The sequence below is a fragment of the Salinibacterium sp. UTAS2018 genome, assembly GCF_004118935.1.
Taxonomy (GTDB): domain Bacteria; phylum Actinomycetota; class Actinomycetes; order Actinomycetales; family Microbacteriaceae; genus Rhodoglobus.
On the sequence record NZ_CP035375.1, the window covers coordinates 1,054,690 to 1,067,386 of the forward strand.

At 63.9% G+C, this 12,697-nt stretch carries 13 protein-coding genes; 5 read left to right on the forward strand and 8 right to left on the reverse strand.

Going from position 1 to position 12,697, the window contains the following annotated elements:
• Positions 1 to 14: 14 nt before the first annotated feature.
• From ESZ53_RS05055 to ESZ53_RS05065, 3 genes are all read right to left on the reverse strand, one after another.
• On the reverse strand, positions 15 to 986 hold the full coding sequence (locus tag ESZ53_RS05055; protein ID WP_129073504.1) for a MoxR family ATPase: 972 nt from the start codon (positions 984 to 986) through the stop codon (positions 15 to 17).
• A gap of 181 nt (positions 987 to 1,167) precedes the next feature.
• Positions 1,168 to 1,956 carry a coenzyme F420-0:L-glutamate ligase gene (gene cofE / locus ESZ53_RS05060; RefSeq protein ID WP_129071827.1) on the reverse strand — a complete coding sequence of 263 codons (789 nt, stop codon included), beginning with the start codon at positions 1,954 to 1,956 and terminating at the stop codon, positions 1,168 to 1,170.
• A gap of 39 nt (positions 1,957 to 1,995) precedes the next feature.
• The gene (locus tag ESZ53_RS05065) at positions 1,996 to 3,009 is read right to left on the reverse strand and encodes a TIGR03557 family F420-dependent LLM class oxidoreductase (RefSeq protein ID WP_129071828.1); all 1,014 of its coding nucleotides are present in this window, start codon (positions 3,007 to 3,009) and stop codon (positions 1,996 to 1,998) included.
• A gap of 215 nt (positions 3,010 to 3,224) precedes the next feature.
• On the opposite strand from ESZ53_RS05065, the gene ESZ53_RS05070 reads away from it, so the two are divergent.
• From ESZ53_RS05070 to ESZ53_RS05080, 3 genes are all read left to right on the forward strand, one after another.
• A complete protein-coding gene (locus ESZ53_RS05070) occupies positions 3,225 to 4,001 on the forward strand; it encodes an alpha/beta fold hydrolase (RefSeq protein ID WP_371683550.1) in 777 nt (258 codons plus the stop codon).
• Positions 4,002 to 4,407: 406 nt separating this feature from the next.
• Complete coding sequence (locus ESZ53_RS05075) at positions 4,408 to 4,701, forward strand: hypothetical protein (protein ID WP_129071829.1); 294 nt, start codon at positions 4,408 to 4,410, stop codon at positions 4,699 to 4,701.
• Between the two features lie 152 nt (positions 4,702 to 4,853).
• Positions 4,854 to 5,294: an Hsp20/alpha crystallin family protein gene (locus ESZ53_RS05080; protein ID WP_129071830.1), complete on the forward strand. Its 441-nt coding sequence runs from the start codon at positions 4,854 to 4,856 to the stop codon at positions 5,292 to 5,294.
• A gap of 108 nt (positions 5,295 to 5,402) precedes the next feature.
• Here the strand turns inward: ESZ53_RS05080 and fgd are convergent, their stop codons facing one another.
• From fgd to ESZ53_RS05095, 3 genes are all read right to left on the reverse strand, one after another.
• Complete coding sequence (gene fgd, locus ESZ53_RS05085; RefSeq protein WP_129071831.1) at positions 5,403 to 6,419, reverse strand: glucose-6-phosphate dehydrogenase (coenzyme-F420); 1,017 nt, start codon at positions 6,417 to 6,419, stop codon at positions 5,403 to 5,405.
• 18 nt (positions 6,420 to 6,437) lie between these two features.
• Positions 6,438 to 6,926 (reverse strand): pantetheine-phosphate adenylyltransferase, encoded by a 489-nt coding sequence (coaD, locus tag ESZ53_RS05090; RefSeq protein ID WP_129071832.1) that lies wholly within the window; start codon positions 6,924 to 6,926, stop codon positions 6,438 to 6,440.
• A gap of 155 nt (positions 6,927 to 7,081) precedes the next feature.
• Positions 7,082 to 9,196 (reverse strand): ATP-dependent DNA helicase RecG, encoded by a 2,115-nt coding sequence (locus ESZ53_RS05095; RefSeq protein WP_246837423.1) that lies wholly within the window; start codon positions 9,194 to 9,196, stop codon positions 7,082 to 7,084.
• Between the two features lie 131 nt (positions 9,197 to 9,327).
• Between ESZ53_RS05095 and rsmD the strand changes: the two genes are divergently transcribed.
• A complete protein-coding gene (gene rsmD / locus ESZ53_RS05100) occupies positions 9,328 to 9,900 on the forward strand; it encodes a 16S rRNA (guanine(966)-N(2))-methyltransferase RsmD (RefSeq protein ID WP_129071834.1) in 573 nt (190 codons plus the stop codon).
• A 58-nt stretch (positions 9,901 to 9,958) separates the two neighbouring features.
• On the opposite strand, the gene thiL is transcribed toward rsmD, so the two are convergent.
• On the reverse strand, positions 9,959 to 10,951 hold the full coding sequence (gene thiL / locus ESZ53_RS05105; RefSeq protein WP_129071835.1) for a thiamine-phosphate kinase: 993 nt from the start codon (positions 10,949 to 10,951) through the stop codon (positions 9,959 to 9,961).
• A 23-nt stretch (positions 10,952 to 10,974) separates the two neighbouring features.
• Here thiL and ESZ53_RS05110 point away from each other — a divergent pair, with 23 nt between their 5' ends.
• A complete protein-coding gene (locus tag ESZ53_RS05110) occupies positions 10,975 to 11,511 on the forward strand; it encodes a DUF3515 family protein (protein WP_129071836.1) in 537 nt (178 codons plus the stop codon).
• 67 nt (positions 11,512 to 11,578) lie between these two features.
• Here ESZ53_RS05110 and ESZ53_RS05115 read toward each other — a convergent pair whose 3' ends face one another.
• Positions 11,579 to 12,697, reverse strand: coding sequence for a D-alanine--D-alanine ligase family protein (locus ESZ53_RS05115; protein ID WP_129071837.1), 1,119 nt, complete (start codon positions 12,695 to 12,697; stop codon positions 11,579 to 11,581).

Sequence of the window (12,697 nt, forward strand, 5' to 3'; positions counted from 1 at the left end):
GGCGTCGACGTCGACTAGGACGCCGCGGAGGCCAGAGGAACCGGCGTCTCCGCGACGATACGTTCGATGACATCAGCGATCGAATGTCCCGTCAGCACAGTGGATGCCTGCGAGGAATGCCGCGCAGGAATCATTCGGTGAGCCAGCACCGTCACGGCAAGCGCATCGATGTCATCGGGCAAGACGAAGTCACGGCCGTCGATCGCCGCCCGAGCCTTTGCCGCCCGGACGAGATGCAGCGTCGCCCGCGGGCTCGCCCCCAACCGCACCTCGGGATCACGACGGGTCGCCTGGGCAATCGCCACGGCATATTCCTCGACCGCTGTGCTCACGTAGACGCGTCGCACCGTCGCGATGAGTTCGCGTAACTGCTCGACGGAGACCACTGCCTCAAGCGCGTCGAGCGGGCTCGTGAGCTCGCGCGAGCGCAGCATCTCCAGCTCGGCAGCGGCATCCGGATACCCCATGGAGATGCGAGCCATGAAACGGTCGCGCTGAGCTTCGGGCAGCGGGTAAGTGCCCTCCATCTCGATCGGGTTCTGAGTCGCGACCACAATGAACGGTGCCTCGAGATCGTACGTGGTGCCGTCGACGGTCACGCTAGATTCGGCCATGCACTCGAGCAGGGCCGACTGCGTCTTGGGGCTCGCGCGATTGATCTCGTCACCGATCAGAATGTTCGCGAAAACGGGCCCCTTCTTGAAGTCGAATTCGCGCGTGTTCTGGTTGTACACAGAAACGCCGGTGATATCGGCCGGCAGCAGATCGGGGGTGAATTGCACGCGGGACACAGTGCTGTCGACCGTGCGAGCCAGCGCGCGCGCCAACATGGTTTTGCCGACGCCAGGAACGTCTTCGATGAGCAGGTGTCCCTCGGCAAGCAGTACCGTCAGCGCCAGTCGCACCGCCTCATCCTTGCCATCGATCACAGTCGAGACGCTGCGAATAATGGCATGACAGTGATCGTGAAACACGTCGGCGGGCATCACGCTGGAGCTAGGGTCATCCATGGATTGAGTCTTACACCCGTCTACCACTAGGGCAATTGTTTGCGGTCGCGGAGGCGTTCTTCGAGAGCGTGGATCGCGGATTGGCGTTCGAAATACGCGCACGAAATGAAGAGCCCCATCCGATTATCGTAGAGGCAAAATCACCGACAGTCGAGCATTATTCCTCTTTGAGGGCGCTCTCGTCATGCGCTTCATCGAAGCCCGCCATCCAGGCCTCTTTCGTGCCGAGGCTGAACATGTCTTCGGGGCCGCTGCGCACGAGCGAACGGGCGCCAGGAGCATCGAGATCAGCAACGTGACTGCCGAGTCCGCGCAGCACAGCAACGGGCAATCCCCCGGCCTTGCCCTTGACGAGATCGGTGGCGGCAGCAACTTCATCCGCGAGCGCCGTGACGCTCACCGCGAGCGGGCGGCCCGAAGCATCCGCGGTGCCTCGCAGGTCATCAAGCACGTGGATGCCGGCGGCACCAATAGCGATGTCAGCCTGCCCCTTGCGCCAGGGCCTGCCCACGGTGTCGGTAATCACGAGGCCGACGGTCACGCCGAATCGCTGCCGCAGGCCAGCACACAGTGTGCGCGCGGTCGCGTCGGGATCGAGCGGCAAGAGCAGAACAATGCCGTCGGGAGTGTTGCTGGAGTCGACACCGGCGGCGGCCATCACGAGACCGAGTCGGTTCTCGACAATGCGCGTCACACCATTCGGGTGCTCGCGCGAAGCAACGATGCGCACGGTTTCGTCGGTAATCGCCTGCTCCCGGTCGGCTGCTTCAACCGAACGTCCTTCGGCCTTGCTCACGATCTTGGAGGTCACAGTGAGGATGTCGCCGTCGAGCAGGCCGCCCGCGTTCACATCGCCGGACTCTGTAACGAGGGCACCCGCGATCACCTCGACAAGGTCGTCACCGGACACGATTTCGGGGATGCCGGGTACGGCCCAGGCGCTCATTCTCACGCTTCTAGTGTGGGGCATTATTCGCGCGCGCTACTACTTGCGCAGTGCGGGAAGCACGTCGCGGCCGAAGACATCCAGAAATTCTCGCTGATTGCGACCCACGTTGTGCAGGTAAATGCGATCAAACCCGGCATCGAGGTAGCTCTGGATGTAGGCACGGTGCACGTCGGGATCGGCGCTGACGGGCATCCGCCCCTCGAAGTCTTCTGGTCGCACCATGCGGGCAAGCTGTTCGAGTTCGAAGGGCGAGCGGATGTCGTTCTTAGCGAAACGCAAACCACCGTTCGGCCATTCGGTGAGCGCGTTGCGCATGGCCTGCTCATCTGTTTCGGCCCAGCTCAAGTGCAGCCGCAGCACGCGGCTCTGGCTTTCTCGACTGCGCCCTGCCTCGCGGGCGCCTTCGGCGAATCGCTTGAGCAGCATGTCGATCTTCTCGAGGGGTGCGGCTTCGGTGATGAGGCCGTCGACGGTCTTGCCGGCTCGCTTCGCGGCGACCGGGCCAGCCGTCGCCACCAAGATTTCGGGGGCGACGTCGGGCATGGTCCAGAGGCGTGTGGATTCGAGGCGATAGAACTGCCCTTCGTGGCGAACGTCTTTATTCGCGAGCCCCGAGGCGAAGAGTTTCTTGATGATCTCGACGGCTTCGAACATCCGATTGATGCGCTCGTGAGCTTCGGGCCAGTACTGCCCAATGATGTGTTCGTTGATCGCTTCGCCGCTGCCGAGGCCCAACCAGTGACGGCCCGGGTTCATCGCAGCGAGGGTCGCGGAGGCTTGCGCCACCATGGCTGGATGCCAACGAAAAGTCGGCGCCGTGACGCCCGTGCCGAGATCGCCTGTCGTCGTCTCACCGAGACCGCTGAGCACGTTCCACACGAACGACGCTTGCCCCTGCTGCGGCACCCACGGCTGGTAGTGATCGGCCGCCATGACGCCGCGGAAACCCCGACTCTCCGCGTGCTGGGCAAAGCCCATCACCTCGCGCGGATGAAAACGTTCGAGCATGGCGGCATAGCCGATATGGGGTGCAGAAACAGTCACGGGCATCCGTCTATTGTGGCGCTTACGGCGACCCAAGTGGGCCCACCATTCGCACAACCGTTGAGTTGGCGGGGCTGCGGGCGGATAATGGCGATCTACTCAATGAGGAGTCAGCATGAATCTCGGCGCGTTTTCTGTCCGTCCCACCACGAAAGACCGCGCTGCGTCTTGTGCGTTTCACCAGAGACGAAGCCTCGAGCGATCACGAAGCCCGATCGTGATTGATCAGCACCGCTAGCCCGCTGATGCACGTCATTCTCATCCCCGGATTTTGGCTTGACGGAGACTCCTGGGCTCCGATAACCCGCGCGCTACGAGATGCCGGTCACACCGCGCATCCGCTCACCCTTCCTGGCTTGCGTCGCCGCGACACTCACCGTGCTGAAGTCACTCTGGCCGACCACGTTGCGGCCGTGGTCGCGGTCGTTGACGCCCTCACGCACGTCGAAGCCGACGGCAGCGAAAACGGCGACGAAAAGGAAGAACCAACGCCACGCATCGCTCTTGTCGCGCACAGCGGTGGTGGCCCGATCGCGCATGCGGTAGCGGATGCCCGCCCCACCTGTCTCGCCAGAATCGTGCACGTCGACACTGTGCCCCTGCCGAACGGCATGCCCATTAACACCGAGCTACCTACCGTCAACGGCGAAATTCCCCTGCCCGACTGGAGCGTGTTCGACGACGAAGACCTCGTCGACCTCACCGACGAACTGCGGGAATGGTTTCGCGAAATCGCTATTCCCCAGCCCGCGCTCATCGCGAGCACCCCGCAATCCCTCTCTACCCCAGCGCGCTTCAGCGTGCCCGCTACCGTGATCTGTTGCGAGTTCGAGGCTGATCAAGTGCGGGAATGGATGAGCAAGGGTGCGCCGTTCGCCACCGAACTCGCGCAGCTCACCGACCTCGAACTCGTGGACCTGCCCACCGGACACTGGCCACAGTTCACGAAACCGGCTGAGCTCGCAGACGCCATCATCACGGCTTTGCATCGCGCCTAAAGCGGGTCTTGTCGTTAGCAACGACTCGCCCTACACTGAGCAAACGCCAACTATTGAAAGGAGCCTCGCGTGTTTATTTTCACTATTACGAAGAACCCCACTACCGCCGGCTCCGTCGGCACCCCCACCGCCTAACCGGTTAGCGTTTTCCGCTCACCGGTTCTGACGGTGGCGGCGCTCACGGAGCACACGACCCAACTCGATCATCGCTAACGGCGATTGGCTGACGAGTCTGCACCCTCATTCGCGGGTGCGTTCGCCTCTCGATGATCTTTCCTCTTTCAGCGACTCGCGATCACTGGGGATGCCGTTGGGTCACCACCTGAAACAGCGCACTTGTGCGCGCCTTCCGCATCCATTTTTCTCACGAATACAGCTCACGAATACAGCTCACGAAAGACATCTCATGAACGCAACACTGGCGGCTCCGAAAGACCGTCATGACCATCCGCCCGAACCCAGCGCCGCCCAGAACCCGCACGACGCAGCACCGCGCCAAGCGATGCCGCGTCGCGTGGGAGTCGTCGACCGTCTTGCCCTGCATCTCGGCGTCGCTCTCATCACCTGGAGTCGCCGGCCGCACCGCTCTCGACTGCTCGCCTCGCCTCAGCAGCGGGCCGAACACCAGCTCCGTCGCGAACGACTGGCTCAGGCCAGGGCTCGCGCCGAGCACCACTATCCGCGGTTCATCATCCGCTGATAACACCACAAAAGACCGCCGCCGGATCTCTCCGGCGGCGGTCTTTTCGTTGTCAGCGAACTGTGAGCGAATTGACTTGGCACTCTCGGGGTGAGAGTGCTAATTTTTTCTTGTTGAGTCACGGTGACTCAACTTTGAGAAAGGGGTTTCCCATGACACTGTCATTTGATCCTTTTGCCGAACTCGACAGGCTCTCCGCAGCTGCCCAGTCCCGCGTCGGCACCCAGCCCATGCCCGTGGATCTCTATCGCCAGGCTGACGAGTACGTCCTCACCGCCGATCTCCCGGGTGTCGACCCCGGATCCGTTGACGTTGACGTTGATGGTCAGTTGCTCACGATCCGCGCCGAGCGTACGGCCGGCGAGCGCGACGGCGCAAAATGGCTCTCGCAGGAGCGTCGTTACGGCTCCTACCTGCGCCAGTTCAGCATCGGTGCCGGGATCGACCGCGAAAACATCAGCGCTAGCTACGACAACGGCGTACTGAGTGTGATTATCCCGGTGTCGGAGAAGGCAAAGCCTCGCAAAATTGAGGTCAGCACCAACGCCGACAACCAGTCTCGATCGACCGACAAGGTCGCGGTCACGAGCTAGCCGGCTGTCAGTAGTCGGCGATTCTTGCCGACGCAACAACGATGGGCGGATGCTTCACGCATCCGCCCATCGTGTGTTAACCCGTGTGCGCGTCTCGCGCGCTAGGCCCTACAGCGCCCGCAAGCGCGGAGCGATGTCACGCTCGAAGAGCTCGAGGAAGCGACGCTGGTCGCCACCGGGCGCATGGAACACGAGGTGGTTGAGGCCAGCATCCACGTACGGACGAATCTCTTCAACGATCTTGTCGGGATCGTTGCCCACGATCCAGCGCGACGCGATCTGTTCGATAGGCAGAGCGTCGGCAGCGCGCTCCATCTCGATCGGGTCGGTGATGTCGTGCTTCTGCTCCTTGGAGAGAGCGAGCGGCGCCCAGAAACGGGTGTTCTCGAGGGCGACGTCAGCATCGGTGTCGTACGACAGCTTGATCTCGATCATCCGGTCGATGTCTTCGAACTTGCGGTCCATCTTGGCCGCGCCCTCCTTGACGCCGGGGATTAGCGCGTCGTTGTAGAGGGCCATGCCCTTGCCCGACGTGCAGATGAAGCCGTCGCCCGCACGGCCGGCGTACCGTGCCACCATGGGGCCGCCGGCGGCGATGTAGATCGGGATGGGCTGGTCAGGGCGGTCATAAATGCTCGCACCGTGAGTGGAGTAGTACTCCCCCTCGAACGACACCCGGTCGGAGGTCCAGAGTTCGCGCATGAGACGGACCGATTCGCGCAAGCGAGCGAAGCGCTCTTTGAACTCGGGCCAGTCCTGCTCTCCGGCACCGCGGAATCCGGTCGCTACTTCGTTGAGGGCCTCGCCCGTTCCGACACCAAGCATGATGCGCCCCGGGTAGAGGCAGCCCATCGTGGCGAAGGCCTGAGCGAGCACAGCGGGGTTGTAGCGGAACGTCGGAGTCATCACGCTCGTACCGATACGAATCGTGCTCGTGCGCTCCCCCACCGCCGCCATCCAGCTCAGCGAGAACGGCGCGTGACCGCCCTCGTGACGCCACGGCTGAAAGTGGTCGCTGACCGCAACACTCTCCATGCCGTGAGCTTCGGCGGCCACCGCAATCTCTACGAGTTCGCGCGGGGCGAATTGTTCAGCTGACGCTTTGTATCCGAGAGTGAGAGTCATAAACCTATTGTGCCGGTGTTAGTCGCGCGGCGCTTGCAAAAATTCAGAAACCACCCGCGGTACATACGGCGCAACGTCTCCGCCGAGCGCCGCCACTTGGCGTACGAGCGAGCTGGAAACGTGCGCGTGGGCGGGGTTCGGCAGCATAAAGATGGTTTCAACGGCCGCAAGATCGCGGTTCACGATCGCCATAGGAGTTTCGTACGCGACATCCACTTGAGAACGGATGCCCTTCACGATGACGCTCGCACCGACCTCAGTGCAGTAGTCAACGAGCAAGCCCATGCTCCAGCTGGTGACGCGGATGTTGCCCGCAAACCGAGCATCCGCTATCGCTTGCTCGAGCAGCGAGACGCGCTGGGCAATCGGCAAAAGAGCCGTCTTACCGGGGTTGTGCACGACGAGAACGTGCACTTCGTCAAAGGTTTTTGCCGCCCGCTCAATCACGTCCAGGTGGCCCAGGGTGACAGGGTCAAAGGACCCAGGAACGACAGCGATCCGACTCATGCTTCAACGATAGTGGCTGGGGCCTGCCGCCGCGTGGGAGTTCGCTGTGCGGGCAAACAACATTGGCCGCCAAGAGGCCTCGTGCCGGGCCCGATTAGCGCCGGGCCCAGCTCGTGCCAGCGCCAGCTCGTGCGCCGGCCCAGTTCGTGCGTGGTCTAGTTCTTGCCGAGGAAGGCTTCGGCGCTTTCGTCGAGGCGGCGTTGCAGTGCTTCGGCGAGCGCCGGATGCTCCGCAAGGGTCGGATCGGCGGCCTGCACCGTTTGTGCCGCCTCCCGAGCCTCTGTGATCAGCTGCCCGTCGTTGGCCACGCGCAGCAGCTTGAGGCTCGAACGCCCACCCGATTGCACTCCGCCGAGCACGTCACCTTCGCGACGCAGCTCGAGGTCTTTGTTGGCCAGTTCGAAACCATCGAGAGTGGATGCCACGGCCTCGACGCGTTCGCGAGCCAAAGACTCCCCCTCGGCTGCTGTCACAAACAGGCACAGGCCGGGGACGCCACCACGGCCCACGCGGCCGCGCAACTGATGCAGTTGCGAGACTCCGAAGCGGTCGGCATCGAGCACGACCATGACGGAAGCGTTGGGCACGTCGACGCCCACCTCGATCACGGTCGTTGCGACAAGCACATCGATGTCGCCGGCGGCGAAAGCGCGCATGAGCTCGTCTTTCTCGTCGCTCGAGAGCTTGCCGTGCAGCGCCTCGATCCGCTTGCCCGCGAGAACCTCGTTGCTGCGGAGCGACGCCAGCACCTCGGTGACGTTGGCAATGGGGCGCGGCGGGCCGGCATCCGGATCGTCGGTTGATTTCGAGGCGGGCTCGGTGCCAGGCTCTTCGGTCTTGGCATCAATCGCGGGGCACACGACGAACCCCTGCCGGCCGATGGCCAGTTCTTCGGCCAGTCGCTGCCAGACGCGCGAGACCCAGCCGGGCTTCTCGGCCAGCGGGACCACGTGGCTGCTGATCGGCTGGCGGCCAGCAGGAAGCTCAGCGATGGACGAAATGTCGAGGTCACCGAAGACCGTCATCGCGACCGTTCGCGGGATCGGGGTGGCGGTGAGAACGAGAACGTGCGGCGGCTTCGCACCCTTAAGGCGCAGAGCCTCGCGCTGATCAACGCCGAAGCGATGCTGTTCGTCGACGACGACGAGTCCGAGGTCGACGAAGCTCACGGCATCGCCCAAGAGAGCGTGCGTGCCGATGACGATGCGGGAGGCGCCCGAGACGGTCGCCAGAAGGGCCTTCTTGCGCTCGGCCGTGGGCAACTGACCAGTGATCAGCGTCGGGCGCAGTTCGGCCGCGAGATCGGGCCCAAGCGTGCGCACGATCGAGCGGAAGTGCTGATGAGCAAGCACCTCGGTGGGCGCCAGCAACGCTGACTGGCCACCGGATTGCGCAACAGCCAACATTGCCCGCAGCGCGACGAGCGTCTTACCGGAACCCACTTCACCCTGCACCAGGCGATTCATCGGCACAGGCTCGGCGAGGTCATGGAAAATCTGCTCGCCGACGGACTGCTGGTCGCCCGTGAGCGTAAACGGCAACGCAGCATCGAAACCTTCGAGCAGGGAGCCAGCCGTGCGCGCAATCGCCTCAGACTCGCGCTGCTTCTGGCGCTGCTGCAAGAGAGCGGACTGCAGCACGAAAGCTTCTTGAAAGCGCAGGGCATCGCGAGCACTGCGCCAATCGGAGTCGACCTTGGGGCGGTGCACGAACTCAAGCGCCTGCGAATACCGCAGCAGTTCGCGTTCGCGGCGCACGGCATCCGGCACCGGGTCCTCCAGCGGGCCGAGGGTATCGAGTACGACCTCGACCGCTTTCTGAATCTGCCAGCTCGCGACCGTGGCGGTAGCGGGATAAATCGGGATTGGCTGCTCAGCCCAGCCCTTGGCCTGCTCAGGCTTTTTTAGCTCGAGCTCATCGCGATCGAAGAGTTCGTAGTCGGGGTGCGCCAGTTGGCGCGTGCCGCGGTACTGCCCGACTTTGCCGGCGAAGATTCCGCGCACGCCGGGCATGAGCTCGTTCGCGCGCCAGGCTTGATTAAAAAACGTAAGGGTCAGGATGCCCGTGCCATCGCTGATCGACACCTCAAGAATGGAGCCGCGCTTGTTGCGCATGGGGCGGTTACGAACCTCGCGCACTTCGGCCACGATCGTGACTGCTTCATCCAGCGGCAACTCGGCAAGAGCCGTGAGTTCACCGCGCCGCGCATACCGCCGCGGATAGTGCGTCATGAGGTCGCCGACCGTAAGCAAACCGAGGCCGCGCTGCATGGAGGTAGCAGTGCGCCCGCCGAGCACAGCACTGAGCTTCTGGTCGAGGGGCGAGGTCACTCTAGAAGAGTACCGGTGACCACTGGCGTTGAGCCCGCTGAGGCCCTCACCCGGGCTAGGCTCGACACGCTATGACTCGCATTATTGCCGGATACGCCGGCTCCCTCACGATTGCCGTTCCCAGCGCCGGAACTCGCCCCACGAGCGACCGCCTGCGCGAAGCGATTTTCTCCGCGCTCGAAGCCCGCGACGCCATCGAGGGTGCGCGCGTGCTCGACCTTTACGCGGGCACCGGCGCACTCGGCCTCGAATCCGCGTCTCGCGGTGCGCCCCACGTCACCCTCGTCGAAAACAACGCTCGCGCCGCTGCCACCTGCCGCAAGAACGCGACGCTCATCGCGGCAAAGGCTCCGCGCGGCTCAAAACCGATCATTCTCACCGCTGCGCGCGCCGTTCACACCTTCTTGGAGACATCCGGCGATCAGTGGGATCTCGTCTTTATCGACCCGCCGTACGAGCTGGGCAATGCCGAGCTCGACGTCGCGCTCGCACTGCTGGCGCCGCAGCTCAGCCCGGACGCGCTCGTGATCGTGGAACGCAGTTCACGCGACCCCGAACCCGAATGGCCCGCCGGGCTCGAACTCGACCGCCGCAAAGACTACGGCGACACCACGCTGTATTGGGTTCAGCCCAGCGAACGCTAGTTCACCCGTTGGAGCACTCTTCGCTGAACCGTTCGGCGGAGCATAGCTTCAGCACGCTCTAGCCCGCCGCGCCATCCCACCCGGCGTAGGGATCCCAGCCGCCACGCTCGGTGTAGGCGACTCCATCGACGAGCAGCCCTTCACCCTCGACCACGCGACCGATGGCCCGGAACCCTGCCGGCAGCACTGTTGCCTCGGGGAACGTCGCGAGCAAGGAATGGTCTTCGCCCCCATCGAGCTGCATTCGCCCGCCCACTGCTTCGGATGAAAGATCGAGCCCCACTCCGCTGGCCGTCGCGATACGGCGGGCGTCGAGCGCGAGCCCATCGCTCAGGTCGAGCATGGCGGTGGCTCCGCCAAGCGCGGCGGCTTTGCCGTCCGCGATCGGAGGGGCCGGCCTGAGTTGGGCGGCTATGGCCTCGGGATGCTGGGCTGTCAGCGCGGCGGCGGCTGCGGCATCCGGTTCCCCGTCAACGACCCCCTCGGTGAACAGCAAACGGAGCCCCTCAGCGGCGAGACCAAGCGTGCCGGAAACGGCGATCACGTCGCCCACGCGAGCGCCTGACCGCAGCACGGGAGCGCGGCCTTCGAGGTCGCCAAAAGCAGTGATCACAATCGTGAGCACGGTCGAGACCGAAAGGTCGCCGCCGATCACTCCGCAGCCGGGCGCGAGAGCTTCGCAGCCTTCGCGCAGCCCATCAGAGATCGCTTCCAGCGAAGAAATAGGGGTGTCGTTCGGGGCTGCAATCGCGACCACCAGGCCCGTGGGCACCGCGCCCATCGCGGCGACATCCGAGAGGTTCGTAGCCGCAGCCTTCCACCCGAGGTCGTACGGGCTCGACCAGGCCAGCCGAAAATCGGGGCCGTGGATCATCATGTCTGTCGTGATCACGACGCGCTTGTCGGGTGTAGCGAGCACGGCCGAATCATCGCCGGGGCCGATCAATTCGGCAGATGCAGAGGGCAGCCGCGGGAAAATACGCTTCAGCGCGGCAAGTTCGCCCACGCCTCCGAGAGTGTCTGGGGTCTCGCGCTCGCGGTCAATCGTCATGAACTCACGGTAGCCTGAAGGCGATGAGAACGACGACCCGCACTCCCCTGATCGCCCTGCTTGCGATGGTTCCTTTGCTGGCGACGCTGGGCGGCTGCGCGGCGACTGTGCCGCTAGAACCCGGAGATGACGCCGGCAACCCCTCGTGCGCTGATGTCATTGTGCGGTTGCCCGACACTGTCGCAGGGCTCGACAAGCGCGAGACCAATGCTCAAGGCACTGGAGCCTGGGGCGAACCCGCCACTATCTTGCTGCGCTGCGGTGTTGCCGTGCCCGACCCCACGGCAGAATTCGCGTGCGTCACGGCGCCCGAAGACGGCATCGACTGGCTACGCGACGACAGCGATGCCCCCAACTATGTCTTCACGTCGTACGGCCGCGACCCTGCGGTTCAGGTCATTGTTGACAGCGATGGCGACCCCGATATTGAGGGCGACGAGGTCTCCGGTTTTGAAGCCCTAAGCGATGTCGCGGGCGCCGTCAGCCAAGTGCCGGCCGATCGCTTCTGTGTTGCCCTCTCGGATACACCGGCACCAAGCGAGACAGAGTCGTCCGAGTAGCACGAGGCGGTACAGCCGACGCTGATGCCCCGCTCACCGCGGTAGCAAACAGCCCGGCTATCGCCGCCTAACGAACGGTTTCGAGACCGAGTTCGATAAGCTCGTCGATCAACTCGGGGTAGCTCATTCCGCTAGCGGCCCAGCATTTGGGGAACATCGAGATCGGCGTGAACCCCGGCAACGTGTTGATTTCGTTCACTACAAATTCGATGCCGTCGTAGAAAAAGTCGACGCGCGCGAGCCCGGCTCCCCCGATCGATTCGAAAGCACGGGCTGCGGTGCGCTGCATCTGCCAGAGTTCACCGTCGCGCAACGGCGCAGGGCAAATGAGTTCGGCTGCGGCCACATCGAGGTACTTGGCCTCAAAGTCATAAAAGTCGCGACCGGTGACGACGATCTCGCCTGCGACACTCACGCGCGTCTCGCCGCCATCGCGACCCGAGAGCACGCCGCACTCAATCTCGCGACCCGTCATCGCCTGCTCGACCAGAGCGGTGGAGTCTTCGGCAAAAGCGGTGGCGAAAGCAGCATCGAGTTCATCGCGGCTCGAGACCTTCGTCACGCCCACGGAGGAGCCAGCGCGGGCAGGCTTCACAAAGACGGGGAAACCGAGGCTGGATGCGCGCGTGCGCCAGACATCCGGAGTGCGTTGCCACTCGAGCGCCGACACAGTCACCCACGGTGCAACCGCGACGCCGGCGGCCTCAAGAGCGAGCTTCGTGAAGTGCTTGTTCATGCCCATGGCCGAGGCGAGCACGCCATTGCCCACGTAGGGCAAGCCGGAGAGCTCGACGAGGCCCTGAATGGTGCCGTCTTCGCCGAAAGGTCCGTGCAAGATGGGGAACACAATGTCGACCTCGCCGAGGATGCGGACGCTGCCGTCGGCATCCACCACGGTCATTTCGCGAGAGGTAGCCGAGTCGGGCCAGCGCACGCGCGTGCCGTTGTCAACGACCTCGGGCATCGCCTCGGAGTTGAGCGTGAAGGTCTCAGCGTTGTCAGGCTGCAGCGTGAAGGCGCCGTCACGAGTAATGCCGACGGGGATGACGGTGTACTTGTCGCGGTCAATTGCCGAGAGCACTCCCCCGGCAGTGGCGCAACTGATGCTGTGTTCTGACGAACGGCCGCCAAAGAGCAGCACCACTGTCACAGGACCGCTCACGGTTGGCGTGGGCTGGATCGTCAT

Excerpts from the sequence above, each read along its gene's own strand:
- rsmD (WP_129071834.1), top strand. The coding sequence starts at position 9,328 with ATGACTCGCATTATTGCCGGATACGCCGGCTCCCTCACGATTGCCGTT.
- cofE (WP_129071827.1), bottom strand. The coding sequence starts at position 1,956 with ATGAGCGCCTGGGCCGTACCCGGCATCCCCGAAATCGTGTCCGGTGAC.
- ESZ53_RS05095 (WP_246837423.1), bottom strand. The coding sequence starts at position 9,196 with ATGCAGCGCGGCCTCGGTTTGCTTACGGTCGGCGACCTCATGACGCAC.
- ESZ53_RS05115 (WP_129071837.1), bottom strand. The coding sequence starts at position 12,697 with ATGACGATCCAGCCCACGCCAACCGTGAGCGGTCCTGTGACAGTGGTG.
- fgd (WP_129071831.1), bottom strand. The coding sequence starts at position 6,419 with ATGACTCTCACTCTCGGATACAAAGCGTCAGCTGAACAATTCGCCCCG.
- ESZ53_RS05080 (WP_129071830.1), top strand. The coding sequence starts at position 4,854 with ATGACACTGTCATTTGATCCTTTTGCCGAACTCGACAGGCTCTCCGCA.
- ESZ53_RS05110 (WP_129071836.1), top strand. The coding sequence starts at position 10,975 with ATGAGAACGACGACCCGCACTCCCCTGATCGCCCTGCTTGCGATGGTT.
- ESZ53_RS05055 (WP_129073504.1), bottom strand. The coding sequence starts at position 986 with ATGCCCGCCGACGTGTTTCACGATCACTGTCATGCCATTATTCGCAGC.
- thiL (WP_129071835.1), bottom strand. The coding sequence starts at position 10,951 with ATGACGATTGACCGCGAGCGCGAGACCCCAGACACTCTCGGAGGCGTG.
- ESZ53_RS05065 (WP_129071828.1), bottom strand. The coding sequence starts at position 3,009 with ATGCCCGTGACTGTTTCTGCACCCCATATCGGCTATGCCGCCATGCTC.
- ESZ53_RS05075 (WP_129071829.1), top strand. The coding sequence starts at position 4,408 with ATGAACGCAACACTGGCGGCTCCGAAAGACCGTCATGACCATCCGCCC.
- coaD (WP_129071832.1), bottom strand. The coding sequence starts at position 6,926 with ATGAGTCGGATCGCTGTCGTTCCTGGGTCCTTTGACCCTGTCACCCTG.